The organism is Methanobrevibacter gottschalkii DSM 11977, assembly GCF_003814835.1.
In the GTDB taxonomy this organism is placed as follows: domain Archaea; phylum Methanobacteriota; class Methanobacteria; order Methanobacteriales; family Methanobacteriaceae; genus Methanocatella; species Methanocatella gottschalkii.
Genome location: NZ_RKRG01000002.1, coordinates 517,643 through 543,419, shown reverse-complemented (window position 1 = coordinate 543,419; position 25,777 = coordinate 517,643). Strand labels below are relative to the sequence as shown.

The 25,777-nt window shown below is 30.6% G+C and carries 22 protein-coding genes; 7 read left to right on the top strand and 15 right to left on the bottom strand.

The window, feature by feature from the left end:
- Positions 1-348: 348 nt before the first annotated feature.
- The 3 genes from EDC42_RS06535 to EDC42_RS06525 all read right to left on the bottom strand — a co-directional run bounded on the left by EDC42_RS06535 (position 349) and on the right by EDC42_RS06525 (position 6,730).
- The gene (locus tag EDC42_RS06535) at positions 349-4,395 is read right to left on the bottom strand and encodes a right-handed parallel beta-helix repeat-containing protein (protein WP_170151651.1); all 4,047 of its coding nucleotides are present in this window, start codon (positions 4,393-4,395) and stop codon (positions 349-351) included.
- Between the two features lie 504 nt (positions 4,396-4,899).
- Positions 4,900-5,406, bottom strand: coding sequence for a flavodoxin (locus EDC42_RS06530; protein WP_069575388.1), 507 nt, complete (start codon positions 5,404-5,406; stop codon positions 4,900-4,902).
- 100 nt (positions 5,407-5,506) lie between these two features.
- Positions 5,507-6,730: an FprA family A-type flavoprotein gene (locus EDC42_RS06525; protein WP_069575390.1), complete on the bottom strand. Its 1,224-nt coding sequence runs from the start codon at positions 6,728-6,730 to the stop codon at positions 5,507-5,509.
- Positions 6,731-6,819: 89 nt separating this feature from the next.
- Between EDC42_RS06525 and EDC42_RS06520 the strand changes: the two genes are divergently transcribed.
- Together EDC42_RS06520 and EDC42_RS06515 are read left to right on the top strand one after the other, a co-directional pair.
- Complete coding sequence (locus EDC42_RS06520; protein ID WP_069575391.1) at positions 6,820-7,485, top strand: histidinol phosphate phosphatase domain-containing protein; 666 nt, start codon at positions 6,820-6,822, stop codon at positions 7,483-7,485.
- Positions 7,482-7,946, top strand: coding sequence for a DUF2115 family protein (locus EDC42_RS06515; RefSeq protein ID WP_069575393.1), 465 nt, complete (start codon positions 7,482-7,484; stop codon positions 7,944-7,946). The genes EDC42_RS06520 and EDC42_RS06515 overlap by 4 nt, the downstream gene beginning before the upstream one ends.
- Here the strand turns inward: EDC42_RS06515 and EDC42_RS06510 are convergent.
- The 9 genes from EDC42_RS06510 to EDC42_RS06470 all read right to left on the bottom strand — a co-directional run bounded on the left by EDC42_RS06510 (position 7,938) and on the right by EDC42_RS06470 (position 19,000).
- Positions 7,938-8,606 (bottom strand): 2,5-diamino-6-(ribosylamino)-4(3H)-pyrimidinone 5'-phosphate reductase, encoded by a 669-nt coding sequence (locus EDC42_RS06510; protein WP_069575394.1) that lies wholly within the window; start codon positions 8,604-8,606, stop codon positions 7,938-7,940. The two genes, EDC42_RS06515 and EDC42_RS06510, sit on opposite strands and share 9 nt — an antisense overlap.
- Before the next feature lie 9 nt (positions 8,607-8,615).
- Positions 8,616-9,629 carry an MraY family glycosyltransferase gene (locus EDC42_RS06505; RefSeq protein WP_069575395.1) on the bottom strand — a complete coding sequence of 338 codons (1,014 nt, stop codon included), beginning with the start codon at positions 9,627-9,629 and terminating at the stop codon, positions 8,616-8,618.
- A gap of 36 nt (positions 9,630-9,665) precedes the next feature.
- Positions 9,666-10,130, bottom strand: coding sequence for a hypothetical protein (locus EDC42_RS06500; RefSeq protein ID WP_069575396.1), 465 nt, complete (start codon positions 10,128-10,130; stop codon positions 9,666-9,668).
- Between the two features lie 7 nt (positions 10,131-10,137).
- Positions 10,138-11,715 carry a DUF530 domain-containing protein gene (locus EDC42_RS06495; RefSeq protein WP_069575397.1) on the bottom strand — a complete coding sequence of 526 codons (1,578 nt, stop codon included), beginning with the start codon at positions 11,713-11,715 and terminating at the stop codon, positions 10,138-10,140.
- Positions 11,716-11,725: 10 nt separating this feature from the next.
- Positions 11,726-13,714, bottom strand: coding sequence for a methionine--tRNA ligase (metG, locus tag EDC42_RS06490; protein ID WP_069575398.1), 1,989 nt, complete (start codon positions 13,712-13,714; stop codon positions 11,726-11,728).
- A 585-nt stretch (positions 13,715-14,299) separates the two neighbouring features.
- Positions 14,300-17,026 carry an FmdE family protein gene (locus tag EDC42_RS06485; RefSeq protein ID WP_069574299.1) on the bottom strand — a complete coding sequence of 909 codons (2,727 nt, stop codon included), beginning with the start codon at positions 17,024-17,026 and terminating at the stop codon, positions 14,300-14,302.
- Between the two features lie 20 nt (positions 17,027-17,046).
- A complete protein-coding gene (locus tag EDC42_RS06480) occupies positions 17,047-17,592 on the bottom strand; it encodes a dTDP-4-dehydrorhamnose 3,5-epimerase family protein (RefSeq protein ID WP_069574301.1) in 546 nt (181 codons plus the stop codon).
- Positions 17,593-18,222, bottom strand: a complete 630-nt coding sequence (locus EDC42_RS06475) for a flavin reductase family protein (RefSeq protein ID WP_069574303.1) — start codon at positions 18,220-18,222, stop codon at positions 17,593-17,595.
- A gap of 28 nt (positions 18,223-18,250) precedes the next feature.
- The gene (locus EDC42_RS06470; RefSeq protein ID WP_245988575.1) at positions 18,251-19,000 is read right to left on the bottom strand and encodes an ATP-binding protein; all 750 of its coding nucleotides are present in this window, start codon (positions 18,998-19,000) and stop codon (positions 18,251-18,253) included.
- 635 nt (positions 19,001-19,635) lie between these two features.
- On the opposite strand from EDC42_RS06470, the gene priL reads away from it, so the two are divergent.
- Entirely contained in the window at positions 19,636-20,961 is a 1,326-nt protein-coding gene (priL, locus tag EDC42_RS06465) for a DNA primase large subunit PriL (protein WP_069574304.1), read from the top strand.
- Here priL and EDC42_RS06460 read toward each other — a convergent pair whose 3' ends face one another.
- Positions 20,962-21,477, bottom strand: coding sequence for a hypothetical protein (locus tag EDC42_RS06460; protein WP_069574305.1), 516 nt, complete (start codon positions 21,475-21,477; stop codon positions 20,962-20,964).
- A 105-nt stretch (positions 21,478-21,582) separates the two neighbouring features.
- Here EDC42_RS06460 and priS point away from each other — a divergent pair, with 105 nt between their 5' ends.
- Both priS and EDC42_RS06450 read left to right on the top strand, forming a co-directional pair.
- Complete coding sequence (priS, locus tag EDC42_RS06455; RefSeq protein ID WP_069574308.1) at positions 21,583-22,560, top strand: DNA primase catalytic subunit PriS; 978 nt, start codon at positions 21,583-21,585, stop codon at positions 22,558-22,560.
- 1 nt (position 22,561) lies between these two features.
- Complete coding sequence (locus tag EDC42_RS06450) at positions 22,562-22,819, top strand: hypothetical protein (protein ID WP_069574311.1); 258 nt, start codon at positions 22,562-22,564, stop codon at positions 22,817-22,819.
- A gap of 4 nt (positions 22,820-22,823) precedes the next feature.
- Here EDC42_RS06450 and EDC42_RS06445 read toward each other — a convergent pair whose 3' ends face one another.
- Positions 22,824-23,408 (bottom strand): nucleoside/nucleotide kinase family protein, encoded by a 585-nt coding sequence (locus EDC42_RS06445; protein ID WP_069574316.1) that lies wholly within the window; start codon positions 23,406-23,408, stop codon positions 22,824-22,826.
- Positions 23,409-23,425: 17 nt separating this feature from the next.
- Positions 23,426-24,544, bottom strand: a complete 1,119-nt coding sequence (gene cofH, locus EDC42_RS06440) for a 5-amino-6-(D-ribitylamino)uracil--L-tyrosine 4-hydroxyphenyl transferase CofH (RefSeq protein ID WP_069574318.1) — start codon at positions 24,542-24,544, stop codon at positions 23,426-23,428.
- A gap of 157 nt (positions 24,545-24,701) precedes the next feature.
- Between cofH and comD the strand changes: the two genes are divergently transcribed.
- Positions 24,702-25,193 (top strand): sulfopyruvate decarboxylase subunit alpha, encoded by a 492-nt coding sequence (gene comD, locus EDC42_RS06435; protein WP_069574320.1) that lies wholly within the window; start codon positions 24,702-24,704, stop codon positions 25,191-25,193.
- 4 nt (positions 25,194-25,197) lie between these two features.
- A complete protein-coding gene (gene comE / locus EDC42_RS06430) occupies positions 25,198-25,734 on the top strand; it encodes a sulfopyruvate decarboxylase subunit beta (protein ID WP_069574408.1) in 537 nt (178 codons plus the stop codon).
- The last annotated feature ends 43 nt before the right edge of the window (positions 25,735-25,777 follow it).

The following is a 25,777-nucleotide window of genomic DNA, read 5'->3' as shown; positions in this document are numbered from 1 at the left end:
AACCTTTCTTCATTAAGATTCATTAATTTAAGACCACCAGTTTCAGAGTGTAATAAGCCATTAATCACCAATAACAAATGTTTACAAGCATTTGATTGTTTCTCTCGAAGCATATTTTCCAATTAATGCTTTTAATATCAGGCAGATCAACTTCACCAAAACACATTAGCAAATTTCTCAATTTCTTTTTTATAATTCGTGAAATATCTGCTTTGACTAATAAAATCATTGTCGATTTGATAACATGGTTTAAATAACCTCTTAAATTGAATATCTAATCTAAATTTTGCTAAAAAAAGAAGAAAAAAATTAAGGAGTTTTATAATAATGAATCCTTAATTTTTATATTTATTTTTTGAATTTTCTAACAGAAGTCACACTAATCATTAAAAGAACCATGAGTAATGCGAGTAACGGATTACCAGTTGCTCTTGAAGTATCAACCTTATGAACATTAACCTCTTTGGTTTCATTATTAACTGTTTTATTAGTACCATTAGTATTGTTGTTAGTGTGATTTTCTATTACTTTGGTTTTGTTTTCAGTAGTAGTATTGTTAGTAACATTGGAACCAGCAGTAACAATATTAGTGAAATTTCCAGGTTTTAAAGTAGTAAATAAAATTACAAATGACACTGACTCACCAGGATTTAAAACACCCTGATAATAGAAAGTATCACCTTTCTGTTTCCACATATCACCCCTGAAACTATGGAACCTTAAACCTTCATAACTATCTTCATGAACAAAAACATCACCAAGTTTACAATCACCAGTATTACGGACAACAATCTCAAAAGATGTAATCTCACCAACAGACACAACAGGATCCAAAGTGATTTTTTCAACCTTCAAACCAGGATTATAAACCTTAGTAGTATTATTACCAGTCTTATTACCTGTTAAATTTGAACCTGCAACAACAACATTAGTCCAATTACCAGGACTAACAGCATCGAATACAATCTCAAAACTAACAGACTCATTGACTTTTAAAACCTTAGCATATGTGAATTTATTGCCATCATATGACCAGTCTGTGCCTTTAAATGAGTTGTAAACAAGTCCTTCTGGAGCTTTTTCAACAATGAAAACCTCACCTAAATCACAATCACCAGTATTGCGAACAACAATAGTAAAGACAGTCTGATTACCAACATAAACAGTCCTATTCAAAGAAAGCTTCTCAACAGTCATATCCGGCTTATAAACTTTAGTAGTATTATTACCTGTTTTGTTATCAGTTTCATTGGAACCTGCAACAACAACATTAGTCCAATTACCAGGACTAACAGCATCGAATACAATCTCAAAACTAACAGACTCATTGACTTTTAAAACCTTAGCATATGTGAATTTATTGCCATCATATGACCAGTCTGTGCCTTTAAATGAGTTGTAAACAAGTCCTTCTGGAGCTTTTTCAACAATGAAAACCTCACCTAAATCACAATCACCAGTATTACGGACAACAATAGTAAAGACAGTCTGATTACCAACATAAACAGTCCTATTCAAAGAAAGCTTCTCAACAGTCATATCCGGCTTATAAACTTTAGTAGTATTATTACCTGTTTTGTTATCGGTTACATTGGAACCTGCAACAACAACATTAGTCCAATTACCAGGACTAATTGTATCAAATACTATATCAAAGCTAGCAGACTCACCAACCTTTAAGGTTTTACCATACATGAATTTATTGCCATCATATGACCAGTCTGTGCCTTTAAATGAGTTGTAAACAAGTCCTTCCGGAGCTTTTTCAACAACGAAAACCTCACCTAAATCACAATCACCAGTATTGCGAACAACAATAGTAAAGACAGTCTGATTACCAACATAAACAGTCCTATTCAAAGAAAGCTTCTCAACAGTCATGTCCGGCTTATAAACTTTAGTAGTATTATTACCTGTTTTGTTATCAGTTTCATTGGAACCTGCAACAACAACATTAGTCCAATTACCAGGACTAACAGCATCGAATACAATCTCAAAACTAACAGACTCATTGACTTTTAAAACTTTACCATAAGTAAATTTGCCATTGTTGTATGACCAGTCGGTGCCTTTAAATGAGTTGTAAACAAGTCCTTCTGGAGCTTTTTCAACAACAAAGACATCACCTAAATCACAATCACCAGTATTACGGACAACAATAGTAAAGACAGTCTGATTACCAACATAAACAGTCCTATTCAAAGAAAGCTTCTCAACAGTCATATCCGGCTTATAAACCTTAGTAGTATTGTTAGTGGTTTTATTGTCAGTTTCATTAGATGTGACAACTACAAAATTAGTGAAATTACCAGTTTTTGTAGTATTGAATGTTACATTAAAACTATATGAAATACCAACATAAAGAGTACCATTATATGTCCACATTGGTTTTCCATCACTATTTCTTGAAAATATCCATTTTCCGCTAGGATCTGAAAAACTGTTGTAGATTAAACCATCATAGCCATCTTCAATAACACTAACATTAGTCAAATAGTAACTACCAGTATTAGTAACTTTGATTTCAAAAGTTGTTTGATTACCTAAAATAACAGCTGGAGTTAATGTATTTTTAACAACACTCATATTATAAGTAATATTTTCAATACTACTTTTAAATCCTATCATGTTTTGGATTTGTTTAGTAATATTATATGATTTAAAATCAATTCTAAGTACGGTTGTATCATTTATAATTTCAGAAAATCCCTGATTAGGAATACGGAAACCAGAATTATAATCAGAAATAACCTCTTTGATTATAGAATCAGTACTATCAATATAATTGTCATCAGTGAATATCCAGATTTTTTGTTGTAAATTTCTTATTCTGTCTGGATCTTTCAGATATTTGTATATCAGTATTTTCAAATACTCCGCTACTGATTCACCAGTTATATGATTTTTTAATATGGATAAATCATTATGAGGTATTAATGGAGTTCTAGGACTTGAGGACCATTTAGTCTTTTCAGTACAAAATGCAGTATAATTATCAGTTAATTTAACATTACTGTATCCTTCAGTAAGTTTAAACACATATTCAAATGTTGGTGTTGATTCGTTAACAATTACTTGTTCAATATTATTATTTACCAAAGTAACATTATTTAAAGTAACATTATTAATATAACCAATTGCTTCACCAGTCCCATTATTTACTGTGTTATTAATGAAAATTGTATTGGTAACAGTACCGTTTTCACCACTCCAGTAAATTGCACCACCATCGTTATTTGCAGTATTGTTAATAAATATTGAATTATCAATAGTGGAACCATCACCTGTAATATATACAGCACCACCAACAGTTGAAGCACTGTTATTCTCAAAAATGGAATTGGTGATATTTGCTTCAGACAATATTAAAACAGCTCCAGCAGATCCGGCTGAATTATTGATAAAAGTACAGTTATCAATGTTTGCACCTGCTCTTCTTACTACAATTGCACCTGCTTGTCCACCAATATTGTTAATAAAAGTATTGTTGATTATGTTCATCCTATTTGGCTGATTTTCATAAGTCAGAATTGCTCCACCACGAGTTCCATTGTTAGCTATAAATAAAGAATTACTTACAGTGTTATTTGCACCCCAATCATAAACTCCACCACCATTCATCCATGCAGTGTTGTTTATAAAAGTACAGTTATCAATTATATTGAATTTACCACCAAACATAACTGCACCATAATAACCTTTAGTATCTCTAATAGTGGAATTTGTTATATTGGAAGAAGTACCTGATATGACAAGTATACCATTTTCGGAAGTAGAATTGAGAATAGTTATGTTATTAATTATTGCATTATTGCCTTCCCAACGAATAGAACCAACACGGGACTTGGAATTTTTAATAGTGGAATCAGTTAATGATCCTCCATTACCATCCCATTTAATAACACCACCATATTCCATATACACATTGGAGAAGTTTAAACCTGAAATTGAAACATCATTACCAGTAACCTCAAAAACTCTTGTATTATTAATATTTGCATTTAATAATACGGAATTTGGTTTTGCTTTAATAGTTAGATTATCAATATCAATTTTTAAATTAGTATTATGCGGACCATCATAAACACCCGGATTAATATATATTGTATCATTACTTGATGAATGATTTAAAGCCAATTCAATATTATTAAATGGGTCTTCTTGTGTTCCGCTACCTCCAACAGTCGTATTTTTTCCAACATACCATGTTTTTTCACTAGAAGTCAAAATATCATCATTTGAATTCAGAGTTAAAACATCATCATGTGAATCTGAAGTTAGAACATCATCATTTGATGTGGTATTATCCATACTCTCTTCGGCTGCAACTGCAGACAATGAAATAAGTAAAACTATTGAAAATATCAATATTTTATATATACTTTTAATCTTCATCTTCTTTTTCACCTCCTTTATAATTGATTTTAAGAAAAGATTTAACTTTTCTAAACAAACTAATAATATAGTATTATTATTTTGCATATATAATTTTGATTTTTATTACATATAAATATTATAATTTTGACCGTGTTTTTTAGTATTCGGTTCATTTCTTAATTTAATTTTTTCATTGATTTCTTAAAGATTTTTTTAAAAAATTATAAGCTGTTTAAATTCTCTTAAATGAACAGAAGCATTGGAGATGAGATTGATTTATTTAATTAATCTCTGTAATATATAATTTCCATTTTTTCTTTGATATTAACCTGAATAATAGCATAAAAAGTAAAATAAATAATTCAATTTTGATGCTTAAATTCTTTGTTTGTGTTTAAAAGGATATATTTTAATGTTCAATTTGAGAATATATTATTTAAGCTAAAATAAGTTTAAAAAAGACCAATACCATAAAACAGAATAAAATGGAATATTTTAAAAAAAAGTTGGTTTGAATTAGAATTATTCCTCTAGCCAGATTTTTACAATATCTGCTAAATCATAAACATCACTGCCGCTTATTGATAAACCTTTTTTGATTATGGCATCTTTGCATAGTCTCTTCAAATCCTTACCGCTTTTACCGAATCTTGATCCTTCATGGGTAACAAATGGTTTTATGACTTTTCCTGTAAAATCTAGCTTTTCTAACTGGGTCCACATAGGCATTGGAAGCGTTCCCCACCAGTTCGGAAATCCAATGTATATAATATCATAATCTGAAATGTCACTCAATTCTTCTTTAATTTCAGGTCTTGCATTTGCTTTCAATTCCTTTTTAGCAATGTCAATGCATTTCATGTAATCGCTAGGATAATCCTTTTTTGGAATTACTTTAAATATATCAGCACCAGTAAACTCTTGAATATACTCGGCAATTACTTCGGTGTTTCCTTTTTCAATGCTTTTAATTTCTCCACTGAAGTAATTTTCACCATCTCTTGAAAAATAAATAATTAAATCGGACATGTTTAAATCTTTTATTTTATTTTTTATAAAGCATACTATTTTAATGTTGTTAATCGCAACAATTAATCGAGTGATAAAAAAAGAAAAGAATAATTAAAAATTATTCTTTAATAGAGCGAGCAAGTTCTGCACCTTTTTCGAATGCTTCAGCAAGCATATCTTCATCAGGTACAAATAAAATATCCATTGTGTCAGTTACATTAAATCCTGCACTTTCCAAATCTTTTTGAAGTTTATCTACAGCTCCTCCACCCCATCCTTTAGATGAGAAGATCAATGCATTTTTTTCACTACCAGTTCCTTTGAAGTTAACACAATCTAACCAGTACATCATGTTTCCGATTCTCGGGAATGGTTTGTTCATCATTGTAGGAGCGCCGATTGCAATAGCTTTAGAGTCTAAAATGTCTGTAATTACATCATCAGGACCATCTTCTTGCATAAAGTACATTTTGACTTCGACACCTTCACTCATAATACCTTCAGCAATTTGGAATGCTAATTTCTCAGTTGAGTGATGCATGGTATCATATATAACAGTAATCTTATCTTTACATACACCGGATGCCCATTCAGAGTATTTTTCCACAATCGGTGCCGGATTAGTCCAGATCTGACCATGGCATGGAGCAATCATTTTAATTTCATCTAAAATACCATTGTCAGTTAACTCTTGCAATTTCATTCTGAACATTGGAGAGCCTAAAGTTACAAGATTAGCATAGTATTTTTGTGCTTCCCCTAAAACATATTCCAACGGATAATCCCTGTCAAATCTTTTTGAATGACATAAATGCTGGCCGAATGCATCATTTGAGAATAATATTCCATCTTCAGCTAAAAAAGTAAACATACTGTCAGGCCAGTGAAGCATTGGTGCAGATATGAATTTTAGAGTTCTACCACCAATATCTAACTCGTCACCAGTATTTACAGCATTGAGTTCTAAATCAGAGAAGTTATGATATTGAGCTTCCAAGAAGTTAATACAATTTTGTGATGCATAAATTTCCGCATCTGGATTATATTTAGCGATTGTATCTCTTAAAAATGTTGAATGATCCATTTCTGAATGATTTTGAACGAATACATCGATTTTGAATTCTTTTCCTTCTTGTTCGAATGCGTCTTTTACTCTTGCATCAAACTGATCGAATAATCCCCTGTAAACATTATCAATCAATACATTTTTTTCCTCACCAAATACCAAATATGCATTGTAAGTGGTACCGGGAATTCCATAACCATGGAAAGTTCTACTATTCCAATGGATTACACCAACCCAGTAAACACCGTCAGCTATTTTAAATGCTTTTGCTTTCATTTATATAACCTCTAAAATTTAATTCATATAATATTTATATTGTAGGTATTATATAAACTAATATTATATTTAATAAATGAGGTCATATTTTGAACAAAAGAATCGATTTACATATGCACAGCTTATTTAGTGATGGGGAATTATTACCTTCCGAACTTGCAAGAAGAGCTTTGAAATTAAACCATGAAGCAATAGCTATTACTGACCATGTTGACTGGTCAAATGTTGAAGCAATACCAACAATCCAGGATGCAATTGACGACATTAATGCTAACTGGGACATAACTGTTGTACTTGGAGCTGAAGTAACACATGCACCAGTAGAATCCATTGACGGAATAGCTGAAAGGGCAAAAGAGTTAGGAGCCGAAATTGTTGTTGTCCATGGCGAAACATTAAATGAACCTGTAACTCCCGGAACAAACCGTGCCGCTGTTGAATCAAAACATGTTGATATTTTAGGACATCCCGGATTAATCACTAAAAAGGAAGCGGAAATTGCCCTTAAAAATGATATTTATCTTGAAATTTCAGCTCGTAAAGGACACTGCCTCGGAAATGGTCATGTAGCAAACATTGCCTGTGAAGTTGGAAATAAACTGCTTGTTGATACCGATACCCATGCACCTGATGACATCATTACCTTTGAAAAATCATATGAAATTGCATTAGGTGCAGGTTTAAACCATGACGATGCAATGAAAGCCATTGTTGACAATCCCCGCAGATTACTTAAAAGTAAAGGAATATTATGAAGGCATCTGAACTTTTAGAGGCTATAAAGGAAAATATTAGGTATTATCCCATTGAATATTTGAAAAATAAAGTAGCCGATGATAGGTACAAAGATCCTTTAACTAAAAAGCTTGCTGAATATAACTCAAATGCATATGATGATATATATGAGACAGTCATAATAGATGATTTTGATATAAATGATAAGGTAGTTAAAAAAATAAGGGAAGACATTGCATTTTATTTTGATAAGTATGGCGGAGGTGAAGATGAACATAAGATATTTGCTGAGAACATTTCACTCTACCTGGCACTAATAGCTAAAAAGCCACTTCATCCCTATGGTGAAAATAAAAAAGATGAAGTCTACTATTCAAATGGCTCTTACTACTGCAGAGGCCGCATAAAATATATTCATGATGAAAAATCATTGTGCAGATACTGTGTCTGCAAAAATGTCGGATTCATGGATTTATTTTAAAACTTTATAAGTTAGAATCAGATCCTTATCTAATTGATATGAGTCAGTTAACTCAAGCTTAACTGCTTCACCCATCAGATCAAAACCTTCACCATCAAAAAATGTTTTAGAATCACAGCCACCAACTATCATTGGGGCAACACAAATTCTTATCTCATCAATAAGGCCTGCTTTTATCATGGAAAAGTTTAAAGTAGAACCGCCTTCAAGCATTAGCTTATCAATCCCCTCTTCATGAAGGTAACTCATCAATGACTTTAAATCCACTCTTTTACTTCCGGAGTAGAAAAATTTAACTCCTCTTTTTTTAAATGTTTCGTATTTATCAGATGCAATCAATTCATCTTTATATTCTCTTGCACAGGCAATAATTGTTTCAGCATCAGAATTTGTAATTCTAGCATCAGCAGGGGTTCTAAATTTACTATCAACAACCACACGTACAGGATTATCATCCGGTTTTGCATCAACTTTGTGAACAGTCAATCTCGGATCATCAGCAATTACAGTTCCGATTCCAACCATAATCGCATCACATTCTTTTCTAAGCTCATGAACTCTTAAAAGATCTTTTTTTCCTGAAATATTTGAGCTTCCGGTTTTTGTTGCGATTTTACCATCCAATGTCATAGCTGCACTTAAAATTACATAGGGCATCATTTAATTCACCTAAATATGATACAACATTTCCTTGATTTGTAAGAAGTTCATTAATGTTTTGCTTTCAAGTACCCCCGGCATTGTTAGAGCCACAGCAATACCCAATATGCCAAATACAAAGCCAATAGCCCAGATTAATCTAACGGCATCTTTTTCTGCAATCGGTTTTCTTAAAATTAATCTGATCAATGATTTAAAACCAACATCAGGCCTTACCAATTTACCTTCATCGTTTAATTGTGTTGGTTTTTGCTGCTGACGATTCATAAAACCTGCAGAATAGAATTTTAAAGCTGCATCAATAATATTGGGCATTAATACAATAAATGCAATTAATTTCACACGGCCAATGAATGCAATGCAAACAATTGCAGCACCGATAATTAATGTACCGGTGTCTCCAGGGAAAATTTTAGCGGGATATCTGTTATAATATAAAAATGCAATTAATGCACCAAGCATACTCATGGAAATAATTGTTACATCATATTTGCCTAAAATAATACAGGCTATTGTAAGTGATGCCATTGAAATAATGCCCAGACCGGATTCAATTCCATTTAAACCTGCAAGCATGTTTGTTAGATTAGATCCGACAGATAATGCAATAGGAATTGTAATCAGATATAATAATCCTACATTGGGAGGTGCCACCCAGATTAAAGGAAGACCTGCAAGGAAAAGTAAAAAGAACTTTTCCTTTGAAGATAAGGCAAGTAAATCATCCACAATACCAATTATTCCAACAAGCAATATTACTACAAGAACAACAACTAAATTAAATGTAAGAATGTCATGCATATATATTCCGGAAAATATTCCTATAATAAATCCAAAAAGAATACCGAATCCACCCATCTCAGCAACAACGGGTTTCCAGGATTTATGAATATCTTTCCCAACAATATCAGCCGCTTCAAGTTTTCTTATAATCCTCGGCATAGTTAATCTGCTTACAAAAAAAGATAGTAATCCACAGATTATGGCTATTCCATACAAAGGAATTTGTGGTAAAATCATCATAATAAACTATATAAAATTCATTATTAAAAAAAGTAATTATTTTTTATTTAGAATATAATAAACACTCCTTAATGGAATATTTAATTTTTGGGAAATTTCTTTTGCAGATAATCCCTCATTTTTAAGTTCTTTAATCTCTTCATGATCATGTTTCCTTTTTCTATTGTCATATTTTGCATTACTTTTTTTTAAAAGATAATATACGCGATTAAGTTTTAAATCTAATTTTTGAGCTATTTCTTTTGGTTTTAAACCGTTATCTGATAATTCTAAAACTTCAAACTCAGCACCATTAGTTTGGCTTTTAGCTCCCCAATTATATTTTTTTTTAACTTCAATATCAAGCTGGGAAAGTGCGTCAATATATTTGCTTGAAGTTCTATCATACACACTAGGAGAACAAGTAATTACTTCAAGATTGGGATAATTTTCAATCAGATTCACAATAACTGCAGAACTTAAGGCTTTTGTTATATGAACTGTTTTTACATCTTCATCCATATAATCACTATTTTTTAATTAAATCTAAGAATTTCTTTGACTTGTCACTTTTTGGATTTTTAATATTTTCAATATTTTTAATTTCTTTTTTAATTTTAGATTCATTAATATTTAACGCATTACTAATGTCTTCAAGTTCAATGTCTGAATTCTCATGAATTAAAGCAGCCCCCAATGCAACATGATTGAATTTAATATTGGAATTTTTGATTTGCTTTTCAAATTTAAATTTATCATGCAACAACAAATCCATTTCACAAACAGGAATAATTTTAATATTCGTATAGGTATTTAAAGTTTCGATTACTTTTTTGTGGGTTGTTTGGAATACTTTTCTTTGTTCACGGTCAAGTTCCACTCTGATATAGGGAAATGGGCTGATGTCAATTTTACGTGAATTATTTGATGTTGTAATATAATACCTGAAGATATCCCAAATAATCAATGCAGATGCTATGTTTCTAAGAATGTTTTTATAAATATTTTCCCTTTTCTTTAAATCACGGCTAAGAGACCTATTTATATTCCCATATTTATCATAAAAACCCAAATGTTTGAAATTCTCTTTAATCTGAGATTTTCTCCATTTATCAATTGCTTCCAAATCATATTTGTCAATGAAGTTGGGAGTTTTATTTTCATATTCAGCAAAGATTTCATCATAAGTATTAATTCTTTTAAAATCAGATAGTTTTCTTTTTAATATTTCATCCTTAATATCATCGATTATTTGCTCGCTATATCTGACATAACCAATAGCCAGGGCAGTTCTGGCATGTTTATCATCGATAATGGCAGGTTTTGTTCTATGAAATCTTAATGCTTCAATTCTTACACGTTTACCATATATTCTTCTCACTTCTTCTTCATAGTTATTAATATATTCAGAATCTAAAGTGATGTTTTTTCTAACTAAACGATTGTTTTTATCTCTAAAACGTATAACGAGAGCTATTGTTTTAACAACACCTCTACGTTCCTGTTTAAGTATGTTTAAAACTTGTTTAAGAGATTCACGACCAAATGTATTAAGCTGGTTTCGCAAAACCATATAATTGCCAGACAATGGCAAGTAGGGAATTATTTCTATTCTATGGGTTGCATCTTTTCGGATTTTAAATGAAAAAATAGTGCATCCACAACTGCATTTACCTTCTATTTGCTTATATTCGCTCATAGAATATTTTTTATAGCATGAATCACATTTCACATATCCAAATTGTTCCAAGTTACCAATTGCAATTTTATGTGAATCAATAGCTGATTTAACTCTATCCAGAATGTTTTTCTTAGCATTGGCTTTCATTCTAAATATTTTGTTGTGTCGGCTGTTTTCACCCATTTCTTCAACATCAATATCAGCTACTGCTTTTGATCCATATTTATTTAGGGATGTAAAAGGTGTAGTGTAACCTTGTGCATCCATATCCTCTTTTAATTCTTGTAAAAAGTTTAATCTGTCATCTAGTTTAAAGTACAGGTCTTTGAAATACTCGAAATCTTCGATATTATCAAGACTAATAGCATCATTTGCTATTGCTTTTAAGTAGTTTTCGGCTTTGTTTACTAGGACAGATTCAGGCATTTTAATCTATTTATTGAATTCTTTCCCCAACTTCCGCTTTTACATCTGGAGTTAATAATGCACCAGATTCTCCAGTAGCAAGAATCATACCTTCAGATAATGTTCCGAATAATTTTGCAGACTGTAAGTTTGCAACAACACATACTTTTCTGCTGATTAATTCTTCTGGAGAATAGAATTTTGCAAGACCTGCAACAATTTGTCTGGGTTTGTCTTCACCGATTTCAACTTGTAATTTTAATAATTTGTCAGATTTTTCAATTTTTTCTGCTTCTTTGATCTGTCCAATTTTAATTATAACTTCATCAAATTGATCAATAGTAATTAAGTCACTCATATTCTCATCCTCATTGTTTTTTAAGTTTTTTTGTAATTTTTCTTTTTGAGCTTCTATTTCTTCATCTTCAATCTTTTTAAATAGAGGTTTTGCTTTATTGATTTCATATCCTGACGGGAGGAATACTGCTGCATCTGCCCAGTTAGATAACTCATCAATATTTAATATTTTAGCTATTGCATCAGCTTTAGTTGGCAGATAAGGTTTTAAGGTGTAAGCTAATGTTTTAGCTAACTGGTTAGATAAGTATAAACAGTTAGCTGCTTTTTGCATGTCTTCTTTTACAGCTTTCCAGGGTTCCTGATCATTGAAATATTTATTTCCTTTCTTAGCTACTTTAAATATTTCAAGTAAACCTTCCCTAAATTCAAAGTTAGCTATAAATTCACCAGCAACTTTCGGTAAGCTTTCAATAGATTTTCTGAATTCCTCATCTTCCCGAGATGGATTTGCATATTCCGGAATTTTATTATCAAAGAATTTACGTGTGAATGTGAATGTTCTATGTAAGAAGTTTCCAATCACATCAGCAAGTTCATCATTGTTTCTTTTTTGGAAGTCATCCCATGAAAAGTCTGAATCTTTATTTAATGGAGCATTAATTGTTAAAAAGTACCTAAGAATATCAGGATCATATTCTTTTACAAAATCATCAATCCAAATAACCCAATTTTTACTTGTAGACATTTTTTCTCCTTCAAGAGATAAAAATTCGCCTGCATAAATCATATCAGGTAATTTACATCCTGCAGCCTTCAATAATCCTGGCCAGAAAATTGAATGATGATAAATAATATCTTTTCCAATGAAATGAACTACAAAGTCATTCCAGTATTCTTCCCATTTTTTGCCAGACTGAGCTGACCATTGTGATGCAGAAGAAATATAACCCAAGAATGCTTCAATCCATACATATAACACTTTGCCTTTTGCTTCATCCAACGGTACTGGAATACCCCAATCCATATCTCTTGTTAAAATCCAATCTTTCAATCCTTCTTTTAACCAGTTTGATGCATAGTTCTTAACATTAGAAGGAAGGTTTTCATTATTATCAATATATTCTTTAAGTTCATCTTCAAATTCGGACAATTTGAATGCATATTGATAAGTATCTTTAATAACAGGAGTAGTTCCACAGGTAATGCAATGCGGTTCATCAAGTTCTGTTGGATCTAGAGCCCTACCGCATTTTTCACAATGATCTCCACGAGCTTCTGCTCCACAAACAGGGCATAACCCTTCAACATATCTGTCCGGGAGGAATTTTTTACAATTTGGACAGTACAGCTGCTCTAAATCCTGTCTGTAAATTAATCCTTTTTCATATAATTCTTTAAAGAAATTTTGAGCAATTTCATAATGTTTTTCATCAGTAGTTCTTGAAAAATTATCCAAAGATATGTTCATTGATTCAACATCACGAACAATCATATCATGATATCTTTTAGAAATTTCAATTGGTTTTTTATTTTCCTTATCTGCTTTAACAGCAATAGGTGTTCCATGTTCATCAGTAGCGCAAACCATCAGCACATCATTTCCAGCCATACGATTATATCTTGCATAGATATCTGCAGGCAGATATGTCGAACGGATGTGACCTAAATGACATGGCCCATTTGCATAAGGAAGTGCACATGAAATAAATATTTTTGACATTTTCTAATCCCCATATTTAAGTTTAAACATTAAATAATTATGTTATTCATGTATAATAAAATTAGCTTTTTTTAGGATATTTTTATAATATTTAATCTTTTTAATAGAAACTATAAATTAAAGAAATAGTAATTTTTTAAGAAAAAATATATATTAAGCTATTAAATTGATTATTGGCCGAGTTATCTTAAAATTAGAATTATTGTTTAATATAAGACTGTTCGCCAAAAGTAATTTTTTCGATGTAAATTTTTCTTTGTTTTTGAATTGAAGTATTTTTAATCAGTTTCAAAAATTAATTTTAGATTTTTGGCGGACACCCATAACTATTATTTTAATTTTCAGTTAAACAAACATGCTATTATGTAAAATGAAAATAATAAAACGGCTGAATCATGATTATTGGATTTGACTTCCCATATACTCGCCATGTCCTGGATAAGCATATGTTAAATCAATAACAAAAAATACAATAAAATTACTTAAATAAATGCATAGTGGTTTAATTAGATCACTATTTCCCAATCTTAAAAAAAATAAAAAAAGAATAATAACTCTAAGAGTTATTAATATTTATTAAATTAATTATTTTCTACGTTTCATAAAACCTAAACCGATTAAAATACCAATAGCCAAAACACCAACTAATGCGTAAATTAAACTATTAGAATCAATGGATTTAGTTGCAGGAGTCTTGGATACTTCATAGGATTTTCCATTACTACTTGCTTCACCTTTATCTTCAACATCACTATCGCCTGAAAGAGAATAGGAAGAAACCCCAACATTAGGATTTAATCCCTTGCTCGGGGAATTATAATTATTTGAAGATGAAAAAATACTATTGGTGTTTGCACTATTGTTATTAGATTTTTTTGGATATTTATTAATGGAATTACCATCATTTCCATTAGAAATTCCATTGTTATCAATTAGAACAGCAGGAATTTTATCTGGCAGAGCTCTAATATAACTTAATACATTAATTCCTTCATCATCGGATTTGCCGGAAATAATCTTATTATAATCATCTCTGGTAATTGGTTTAGTAACTTCAAAACTTAAAGTTGGTAAAGAGACAATATTTTCAGAAGAATAATCGCCTTTTACAAATCTCATCCATTCCGCATATTCATCAGCACCATCTTTAAAGATCGGATAACCAAACTTAATAATTGTAGCAGTTCCGGTATTAGTCTCTGAATTCCATCTGATAATTATATCAGAATCAGCAGTCCATAATGCTCCTGCATTTACATCACTATTGGAATAAGCCAGGTTATAATAATTACCCATACCCGGAGACACGCCAAGCAATCTGGATAACATATCATCCTTACAATAAGTATAAGTTGAAACCAAAACATAACTTTCATTTTCACCTAAAGGCAAATCATCAAATATTTTATCCGCCAACAATACGCCGGGAGAACTACCAGTACAAACATGATTATGGAATAACCAGCCCATTAAAGCATCATAAGGAGGGTCATACCTTAAACTACGATCCTGAATATTATATTGCTGTGAACATTCATATAATTGACCAGTTGTTGAATTATATTTTAGACTATAAGTAACTGAATTATAAATATCAGAAGTATTCAACCAATAAAATTCAATTATCAAATCTTTCCACAATGCAGTATGAACTGGTAATAGATTACCTCTACTTAATCTAGCACCAAAAATATCTTCAATACCATCAAATACCATAGATGTTGCAGTATCATTAATACGTACAAATCCCGCACCAGTCAAAACATAAAAGTTAGACATGTCTTTTTCTATAGTAACATTGATATTTTTAAAGTAATCTACAGCTTTTAAAGAAGCATCAACACCAATTTGTTTTAACTGTGAATCAGATAAATGTACATTATTAAAGATTCCAGTTTCCATTTCAGCATCTGGCAAATTTAAACTGTTAATGTAATCCAAATCCAATCCCCGAGCAGTAATATTCGACGCACTCCATAATTGATTTCCTATTAACTGATTTTTTTGTTCCAATGTAAGATCTTTATAAGCTGCTTCAATTGTGACTAATGATTCAGGATTACTCATCAAAGTTGAAATCAACCAATTTTGATATATTAAATCTTCAGTAACACTATTGTCTGGATTAATATTTGGATATAAACTTTTAAATGTATTTTTTATTTTTGCTTCATCATAAGACATTATAATTAAAAGTCCAGTATTTGATGAGGAATTCCATCTAATGAAACCATTCATATTTTTATTTTCCATAGTGTCAAACCCAATGTATGACATTTTGCCCTGAGTAATATCAAGTGTCCATGTAAATGCATCGTCATCAGAACCACCCGGAACTCCCAACACATAATAAGCAGTATTTTCAAGAGGCTGGGCGCCAGTTTCACCACGTGGCGGATAATATTTAATTAAAGTAGTAACCATAGCCTGACCACTAATTAAACCAGTACATACATGTCCATGATACGAAGCTAAAGTCAGAATATCTGAATATAACCCAGCATTCCATGCATTAGCAATACTTACATAAGTATAAGCATCATCAGCACCTATTAATCCTTTTAATTTTTTCCATTGATTTGTAGTTAATCCAACACCTCCAATTCCAGTATATACTGGAGTTGTAGAAGCATTTTGATAGAATGCCATTGTCAACCTGTTTCCTTTTTTAATAAAAAATGCAAAATTAGTTGGATCTGTTCTTATGGCATGTAATGTTAAAAGATTACCTTTTCCATAAGTTATATGGCCATCAGCAGCATTATAAATTCCATCCAATGCATTTTCTGTAGTAATATCATTAATCCTTGTCATTCCAGCAGTGGTAATAACCAGAACATCATCAGCAGATGAAAAATTAAGTAATCTATCTGCAGATTTTGTCATATCATATCCCATTTTGTAAATATCCGTAGCTTTTAGATTAAAAATAGTAGTTTTGTTTGATTGGGAATTTATGGTTATATTTTGAATCTGAGTTATGTACCCTAGAGCTGAAACTGAAACAGAACATTCTGCTCCGTCATTCAATTTATTCATGGTAATTCTGTAATTGTTTGAATGAATTATATTTTTTGTATAGTTCATATTATTATTGCAATGAGATATGGAAATTTCCGGATTGATTTCATCCCCATATTCGTAATTGATTTTTAAATCAATATCTGTTGAACTTTCATCAGATATTTCCTTAATGCATTCATCATTGTTATGATTGAGTTCTAAATTAATATCTGTCGAATTTTCAGCTGATACCGCATTAATGAATATAAATATTACTAAAACACTTATAATCAACAGTTTTTTATTCATTTAGATTCCTTCTTTTTAAATTATTCCATTTTACAATCCCACTCATAGGGGATAATATCATTATCGATTGGATTAACTCTTCTTTCATCTACATCATCAATATCATAAAACAAAGAAGGCATACCAATAACTATCGACATATCAATTCCAATATTTTTTGTTCCATGAAATATCCCCGGTGGAATATATACAATTATAGGAGATTTATCTCCCATGAAAATTTCATTTATCATACCATAAGTTTGAGAATCTTTCCTAAAGTCGTAAAGAACAACTTTAACCATTCCTTTTACACAAAATAAATGGTCTTCTTGTTTAGAATGAAGGTGCCATCCTTTTATCATGCCTGGATAAGAATATGAAGCAATCATTTGTTTTATATTGCTAGCTTTTAGTTCTTCATCATTTAATCTGATAAATTCACATAAAAATCCTCTTTCATCACTAAACATTGGAAGTTTTCTAATAACAACACCATCTATAAGTTTTTCACCATAAAATCCGGGTATTCTTTGAACACGAGGACTATCTAAATTTTCAAAATCAGTTATACTTTCAATTTTCATTTAATCTCCTTCATACATCCATTCCAAAGGATCTTTTCCATCTGAAAACATCGCTCCAAAAGTTTCGAATTTATTAAGATCTTCAATTGTACAGAAATGCATTCCTTTATCAGATTCCAGCATCATTAACGGTTTCACTTTATTTAAATCCAAAACACCATATTCCTCATCCAAGCAATCGTCATCAACTTCAAGATGAACTACTTCCCCTATTATTAGCAAATATGGAATTCCAATTGGATCTTTGTCTTTATAAATTTTTGTTAGTTTACACTCCATTTGCGAATAAGCTCCTTTAATACCTGGTGCACTTACTTTTTTTGATTCAGTAGCTTCCAAACCTGCCAGTTCATACTCATCCACCTCAAAAGACACATGAGATGAAGTTGGTATAACTGCATCCACCATATCTGCAGATATCATGTTAATAACAAATTCACCGGTTTCTTCAATATTTACATATGTATCCCTCATCATTGCAGAAGCTATGCAAACAAGATTTGTTGGTCTCAATATAGTCACTACACATGAATAAGGAGCAATATTTCTAATTCCTTCTTTATTTGCTGTAGATATTAAAGTCACAGGAAGAGGAATCATGTTTTCTCTTTTAAAATTTTTTAATTTCATAAATTCACCCACATACAAAGATACACTTTTAATTAATGCATGTTATAATGTCATCCAATACACCGATAGAAACAGATTCTACTGAATTTCCTTGAAGATTTAACATAGCTATATCTGAAGAATAATTAATGATTCCTAAAATAGCAATATTGGAATCTAATTTACTTTTTAATATTTCTTCTAGATTATCATCAATTTTGTTTAGAATAACACCGAAATTTTTATTATTTTCGAAAGATAATTTATATGCTTTATTTGCCAGCAATATTGCATCTTCAGAAGGATCAACAATAGCAATTATAAAATCTGCTCCTTCCAAAACACCCCTTCCAAAATGTTCAATTCCGGCTTCAGTATCAACTAAAATCCATTCATTTTCATTGATTGTGAGATGATTTAAAAAATCTCGTGATAAAGCCCCCATTGGACATGCACAACCTTCCATTGAATGTTCAATTTTACCAATCTCAAGAAATCCTAAATTATCATCCCAAGTAACATAATCGTTAGATAAATCATCTAATGACATTACATCAAAAATATTAAGATGATTTTCATCTTTCTGAACAATTTCAAGCAATTTATCCCTGACAGCTAATTTACCTCCAAGATTATTCATTAATGTTTTTTTTGGTTTTTCTATACCTAAAATTTTATTTAAGCCAAAATTAGACTCATCACAATCGACAACTAAAATTCTATTTCCATTATTCTTTAGTTTTCGAGCAAGAAGTGAAACGATAGTGCTTTTTCCACAACCTCCCCTTCCACTAATCAAAACTTTTGGTATTCTAAAAACCTCCTTAATTTTTATAACATGCTCATTAAACATGCAATGAATTATATAATATAGTAATAATAATATATATTTAAGTTATTATTTGTTTAAGAAAAAGATAAGTAAAAGTAATAATAATAATAATTTGTATTTATAAAATGTTAACAAAAATATCAATGAAATTATTATTCTGTTTAATATAATAATTGTTATATATAATTAGTATTATTTAGTTTAATACAATATTTGAGGCCGATAATAAAAAATTTCAATGATTAATATCCTATTCAAACAAAGAAAGAAAGTATTACTAATCAAATTTGTAATACTCAACAAAATCAATCCTATTGATAAACTATATAAAATTCAAATTCAATTACAAAAGTTATTATATTAAAGAATCTGCATTATACTCTAAATTTAATGCTGAAACCTGCAGATATCATAAATACTTTATTTGATTCATCATGAATGATTTTACCAGATAAAATCCGATTAATCATACCTTTCCAAAAACCATCAACATAATATCTGATTTCATTAAAATTTTCCCTATGTTTAATTAATTTCCCAATAGCAATATTGATTTTAAAAATGAGTTAGCTATTTAAAATATAAAATAAAAAATTAAAAGCATGACTGAAGTTTCTTATATTAACCCATTATCAAACGAAGGAAGAGGAATCATTCGAAATTATGGTGATTTAAATCAGATTTTTAAAGAGGATGATTCCTTAATTGAAATTTGTACTCATACTGCAAATCAGAAACTTTCAGATGATTATATTCCAAAATCATACCATGATCTGGCTCTTAAGCGTATCCAATGGGCAATAGAAAAAAAGAATAACAAAAACTTCACTCAAGCGGAATTCGAATTTTTAACAAATGATGAGTTATACTTACAAGATGTAGTAACTTTCCATATATTATGTCAGGCAATTGCTGTTCAGTTTAACACAGGTTCACGTGAAACAAGATTATTTGTCCAATCACAAGGAACACTCATCCTAGAACGTCTCGCTAAAATACCACCAATGTCAAGAGCTGAAATTATTGATGATGTACTTGATGAAGTTAAAATTGATGGCAGCATTAAATGGAAATCACTTAAAGATATTGTTGCAAGCAAAAGGCTAAAATTAACTGATTTATTAATAGATCGTGGAGATATTGTTCTTCAGCAAGACGATTTTTTAAATAGATTTGCCGATAGATTCCATGACAGAAGTCCGGATAGAATGTATAGCATATTGATTGGAGATAGTGTTAAAGAACAAATATTATCAAGATTAGTCATGCAAAAAACCGAAGAATACATTAAAAGAATTAAAGAGATGTCTTCTAGAATTGAAATTCATCCTGCAATTATTAAAATTGGAGAGGAGTTAAAAGAATTCATTCCCGATGAAACTGGAAAATATAATCAATATTATGCAGGCAATGGAGGAATCTATGGTAGTGTTCAAGCTGGAAAATTAAATCCAGATGCTTTTCCACCTTGTATTCAAGAAACAGTTAATGGAGTATCTTCAGGTGGTCGTAATGATGCTATTGTATTATTATTAACATCATTTGCATCCTATGCTAGATTGTATCCAAGAATTTTTGCATCAGAGGAAAATGTTAAAGTTTCAGATATGGATCCTGATTTAACAATTACAGAAAATGAGATTTTACCTTTAATTTTTGATGCAGCAGATAACTGTACACCACCATTATTCGAAGATCAACCACAAGAAAAAATAAATATTATATCAAAATTAGGTTTTGGAATGCATGATAGACTAGACATTAATCATGAAGGGGAAACTAAATGGTACACTCCAATGAGTTGCGAGAAAATAAAAATACATCTGCCTAATCTATGTCATCCAGACAAGTCCTGTAAAGGTATTAATAACCCTTTGTCATGTTATGGACGTAAAAAATTCCAGCTTGATAATGCACAGAAAGAATAACTACAAACTGTTTTGTGAAAACATGAATGGATTATGGTCTTCATAAATTGCATCATAATACTTATTTAAAATGGATGATTCCCACATATTATAATTAGATCTTTCATTTTTTTCAAAATTATATGCTAAAAGGCCTATTTTACGTTTCATCTCATCAATACCTTTTAGCTCACAAAACTCTGTGATAATATCCGGAATATATTCACTAGGTTCACTGCTGCTAAACTCTAAGAATTCATTATATTCCGAAGAAGAGAAAAATTCCTCTTCATCAATTGGATCATCATATGAATCTATTTTAAACAAATCAATGAAAATATTATTTGGAAGTGGAAGATTATTTAATTCAACCCCTATCCCATAAATCTCACCAGTTTCTAAGTTTAGTCTAGTATAACCTGTTTTCATACCTGTTTGCCAATTTTCATAAGCGGGTTTTACAATATCTTCAGGTGTAAGGCTAGATAATATAACTTTTAAATGTTCAATCCCAATTACTTTAACTACTTCTTCCATAAAATTATTTTTAATTATCTTGATTAATAAAAGTGTGCAAAATAATTACTTTGCAAATGCACACTTACCTAATAAATAAATACTTTAAAAGAGTAATTTATAAACATGTTTTCTAAAGCTACACTTAAAGAAAGAAGACAATATTATCGTGAAGAATGGTCAGTAAAAGACTTGCCAGAATTCATTGCTACTGATTTAAAAAAAAGGGAATTCGGTTTTGACCATAATGGGAGAGGACCTAATGATAGATACAAAGTATTTAGAGGACCCGAATCTTTAGGAAAATTTTTAAAATTCAAATCCCCATTTGCAGCATATATTTCAGTAGCATTTTATAATAATCCTAGAAGAAGGGAGGACTGGTTGAAAGCAGAATATATTTTTGATGTAGATGCAAAAGACATTCCAATTAGGACTTGCCAATGCAATGGAGTTTGTGAGGTTTGTCTTGGTGAAGCTTTAGAAATTGTTAACTCATTAATTGACACATTACAGTCAGATTTAGGATTAAAAAATATTCATTTAATTTATTCAGGAAGAGGATATCATATTAGAATTTTAGATGAAGAAATGATGAGTGCTAATAGCGAACTCAGATCTGAAGTTTTAAAATATGCTGCAGGAGCAGAAGTTCCGAAATCTCAATTTATTAATCCTGAAATTTCAAATAAAAGTTTTAACTTTGAGCATTTTACAATCCCTGTTGGATACTCTAAAATATTCACTGATAAAGTGAAATTTAATATTCAGCATTTAGTTGGAAATGAGAAAATTGATGGCATTAATCCAAAATTGATGAAAGATATCCTGTCATCAAGACATCACTTAGATAATGATAATTGGGGTTATTTTAAAAGAGATATTGGCCCTAGAAGATATAAAAATCTTGTTGCTGCTATGGCTCGTGTTAATCTATCAACTATTGATGCAAAAGTTTCAATTGATTTAAAAAGAATTTTAAGACTCCCATCATCACTTCACTCAAAAGTAAGTATGAAATGTATGGAAGTTAAAAACAGAGAAAATTTTGATCCTCTAGACAAGGCAGTCCCTAAATTTGTTTATGAAAGAAAAGGTGTATAATATGGATAAGGTTTTAAGAGATATATTAAGAAATAATCAGTATTTTGAAGAAATAAATCCTGACAGATATGTTCCTGAATTTTTAGGATTAATTGTGAATGGTGTTGTTGTATATCACGTTAACTGGATTGACATAATTGAAAATGAGATAGTATTCATGCATAAAGATATTCAAACTCATCCAATTGTTTCACTTGTTCTAGAAAATCTTAATTCATTAATGATTATAACAAATGAAGGAATAAAGGAAGTATTATAAAAAGTTAATTAAGTAACTTGTCTGTTTCAATGCATTTCATTTTTATTTTTTCAGAAATTACCTCAGCCGAATCATCGCCTGGAATTACATTCCAGTTATATGTAAATTTTTGTGATTTTAGACGGTTTTTTCTCAGACATTCAATATTCTCAAACATTTCAGTGTTTTCATTTCGAGAACCAATTCTTCTAAGAGATTCTTCTGGACTTACATCTAAAAAGAACATACAATCTGATGTTGGAAGAATAAATGCCACAATTTTATAAACAATAGTATTTATTCCGTTTGGAAGATACATCACTGCTAAAATGTATCTGGAGAATATTAATACATCAACATTATCATCATGTGTGTATTTAACAACAGATCTGATTGCATCAAGCCCAAAATAAACAGTTGCAAGCAAATGATTAATTTTACCTGTTTTTAATAGTGCTTCTTTTGATTTTCTACCATACCTATTGTCAAAACATGGATGTGACCTAATAACAACATTACGTCCTTGTTTTTCATACATTTCGGCTATTAATTTCACTTGCGTATCTTTACCAGATCCATCTAATCCGTCAATGACAATAAACTTCTTCATTAAAAACACCAAAATAATTATTCAATTGGATAAAACTCGCTATATTTAGAGTTTCTTTCAATTGGATTTCTACCTAAATCTTTAACCATCCTACTTAATGTATCAATAGATGCTTCAACTCCATCTGGTGCGCCAGAAGCTTCAGATAATTCATCTCCACCTAAAGTACCACCTAAATCATTAGTTCCTGCAGTTAAAGCTACTTGAGCAAATCTATAACCCATTTTCACCCAAGATACTTGAATATTCGGAATTAAATCCCTAAGCATTAATCTTGAAACAGCATATAACTTTAAATCCTGTGTTCCACTAGCTCCAAGGTTTGACTGACCTTCTAAAAAGATTGGAGAATATTCATGCATGAAAGTCATTGGAATAAATTCCGTAAATCCATGGGTTTCTTCTTGTATCCTTCTAATAATATCAATATGTTCCACTCTTTCTTCTAAAGTTTCAACATGCCCATACATAATAGTTGCAGAACCTGGAATTCCAACTTCATGGGCTGTTTTAATAATATTTATCCACTCATCAACACTTACTTTTTCAGGACATATCAATGCTCTTGAACGATCTGTTAAAATTTCAGCGGCAGTTCCTGGTAATGTATCAAGACCAGCATCCTTTAATCTTTCACAACCTTCAGCAATACTGATTCCGGATACTTTACATGCATCAGCAATCATAGTTGGTGAAAATCCATGAATCATTACATTCGGATATTCGTCTTTTAATAAGTGCATTAAATGTTCATAATATTCAATATCAGCATCAGGAAGTACCCCTCCCATTACACAGAATTCATGGGCGCCTTTTTTAATAGCGCTTTGAGCTTTTTTAAGGATTGCTTCATCATCCAGAATATACGCATCAGGATTATCTGCATCTTTTCCAAATGCACAAAATCCACATCTAACTGTACAAATGTTTGTAAAGTTAATATTACAATTATTAATGAATGTTACATTATCTCCAACGATTTTTTGCCTTAAATAGTCAGCAGTTGCAAGTAATGGGTATAAATCAGCACCTTTAATATTCATTAAGTAATTTGCTTCCCCAACAGTTATTTGTTCATCTAAAGATTTAGTTAAAATCTTCTCTGTTTTAGAAGAAATTGGTAGTCTATCAAACATGATTCATTATTAGTTTTAAATTAAATAAAAAGATTACTATTCTATTTTAAGAATTTATAAAAATATAATCTAATTAAACTTAAAAAATTCATAATTGAATAGTTTTTTATAATAAATCTAACAAATATGTCATAAAGTAAAGTAACAAAGTGATACAATGGATAGTAGTGAAGCTATATTTGATGGACTTAAAGATGCAGGAATTAACTTTATTGTTAGTGTTCCATGTGTTAACTTATCAAAATTATTAAATATGATTGATAAAGATCCGGATATTATTCATATTCCAGTTACTCGTGAAGAAGAAGGAATAGGAATATGTGCCGGAGCATATCTCGGAGGTAAAAAAGCAGCAATTTTAATGCAGAATTCAGGGCTTGGAAATTCAATTAATGCATTAAAATCCCTAACAGAACTATATGAATTTCCTTTACTTATGGTAATGAGCCATAGAGGTACTGAAGGAGAAAATATTTGTGGACAGGTCCCAATGGGTGAGTCAACACCATTAATATTGGAAGCAATGAATTATAAATTCTTCAAGCCAGGAACTCCTGAAGGAGCATATGAAGATGTAAAAGAAGCTTGGGAATTATCAGTTGAAGAAGGAAAACCTGTAAGTGTATTACTTGAAATTAAGTATTGGTGATAATATGGCAAGAAGAGAAGCTATTGAAAACATAATTAACTGTATTGACGATGAATTAGTCGTTTGCAATATTGGATTTCCATCAAGAGAATTATATGATATCAAAGATAGGAAAGAAAACTTTTATATGATTGGATCAATGGGACTTGCATCTTCAATTGGACTTGGTCTTGCATTAGCACAGCCTAACAGGAACATTGTTGTAATTGATGGGGATGGAGCACTTTTAATGAATATGGGATCACTTGTAACCATATTTGCAAATAATCCGAAAAACTTAACTTGGATTGTAATAGATAATGGTGCATACGGATCAACTGGTAATCAAGATACTTATGCTCAAAAACTTGATTTAGTGGATGTTGCAAGAGGAGTTGGATTTAAAAATAGTTATGATTTTGAAGATATTAATCTAAAGGAATTTATAAAAAGTGATGATGCAAGTTTTATTGTATATCACACAGAACCCGGAAACTCAAAAGCTCCAATTATTGATTTAAGTCCAGTAGAAATTAAAAATAGATTCATGGATATTGTTTAACTTAAAAATTAAAATCTAAAAAAAATAATGAGGGTTATCCTCA

Bases quoted from the DNA above. Each gene is read 5' to 3' on its own strand.
- EDC42_RS06525 (WP_069575390.1), bottom strand. From the start codon at position 6,730: ATGAAAGCAAAAGCATTTAAAATAGCTGACGGTGTTTACTGGGTTGGT.
- priL (WP_069574304.1), top strand. From the start codon at position 19,636: ATGACTGAAGTTTCTTATATTAACCCATTATCAAACGAAGGAAGAGGA.
- EDC42_RS06475 (WP_069574303.1), bottom strand. From the start codon at position 18,222: ATGAAATTAAAAAATTTTAAAAGAGAAAACATGATTCCTCTTCCTGTG.
- EDC42_RS06530 (WP_069575388.1), bottom strand. From the start codon at position 5,406: ATGTCCGATTTAATTATTTATTTTTCAAGAGATGGTGAAAATTACTTC.
- EDC42_RS06505 (WP_069575395.1), bottom strand. From the start codon at position 9,629: ATGATGATTTTACCACAAATTCCTTTGTATGGAATAGCCATAATCTGT.
- comD (WP_069574320.1), top strand. From the start codon at position 24,702: ATGGATAGTAGTGAAGCTATATTTGATGGACTTAAAGATGCAGGAATT.
- comE (WP_069574408.1), top strand. From the start codon at position 25,198: ATGGCAAGAAGAGAAGCTATTGAAAACATAATTAACTGTATTGACGAT.
- cofH (WP_069574318.1), bottom strand. From the start codon at position 24,544: ATGTTTGATAGACTACCAATTTCTTCTAAAACAGAGAAGATTTTAACT.
- EDC42_RS06535 (WP_170151651.1), bottom strand. From the start codon at position 4,395: ATGAAGATTAAAAGTATATATAAAATATTGATATTTTCAATAGTTTTA.
- EDC42_RS06495 (WP_069575397.1), bottom strand. From the start codon at position 11,715: ATGCCTGAATCTGTCCTAGTAAACAAAGCCGAAAACTACTTAAAAGCA.
- EDC42_RS06445 (WP_069574316.1), bottom strand. From the start codon at position 23,408: ATGAAGAAGTTTATTGTCATTGACGGATTAGATGGATCTGGTAAAGAT.
- EDC42_RS06460 (WP_069574305.1), bottom strand. From the start codon at position 21,477: ATGGAAGAAGTAGTTAAAGTAATTGGGATTGAACATTTAAAAGTTATA.
- EDC42_RS06500 (WP_069575396.1), bottom strand. From the start codon at position 10,130: ATGGATGAAGATGTAAAAACAGTTCATATAACAAAAGCCTTAAGTTCT.
- EDC42_RS06485 (WP_069574299.1), bottom strand. From the start codon at position 17,026: ATGAATAAAAAACTGTTGATTATAAGTGTTTTAGTAATATTTATATTC.
- EDC42_RS06480 (WP_069574301.1), bottom strand. From the start codon at position 17,592: ATGAAAATTGAAAGTATAACTGATTTTGAAAATTTAGATAGTCCTCGT.
- EDC42_RS06515 (WP_069575393.1), top strand. From the start codon at position 7,482: ATGAAGGCATCTGAACTTTTAGAGGCTATAAAGGAAAATATTAGGTAT.
- metG (WP_069575398.1), bottom strand. From the start codon at position 13,714: ATGTCAAAAATATTTATTTCATGTGCACTTCCTTATGCAAATGGGCCA.
- priS (WP_069574308.1), top strand. From the start codon at position 21,583: ATGTTTTCTAAAGCTACACTTAAAGAAAGAAGACAATATTATCGTGAA.
- EDC42_RS06510 (WP_069575394.1), bottom strand. From the start codon at position 8,606: ATGATGCCCTATGTAATTTTAAGTGCAGCTATGACATTGGATGGTAAA.
- EDC42_RS06450 (WP_069574311.1), top strand. From the start codon at position 22,562: ATGGATAAGGTTTTAAGAGATATATTAAGAAATAATCAGTATTTTGAA.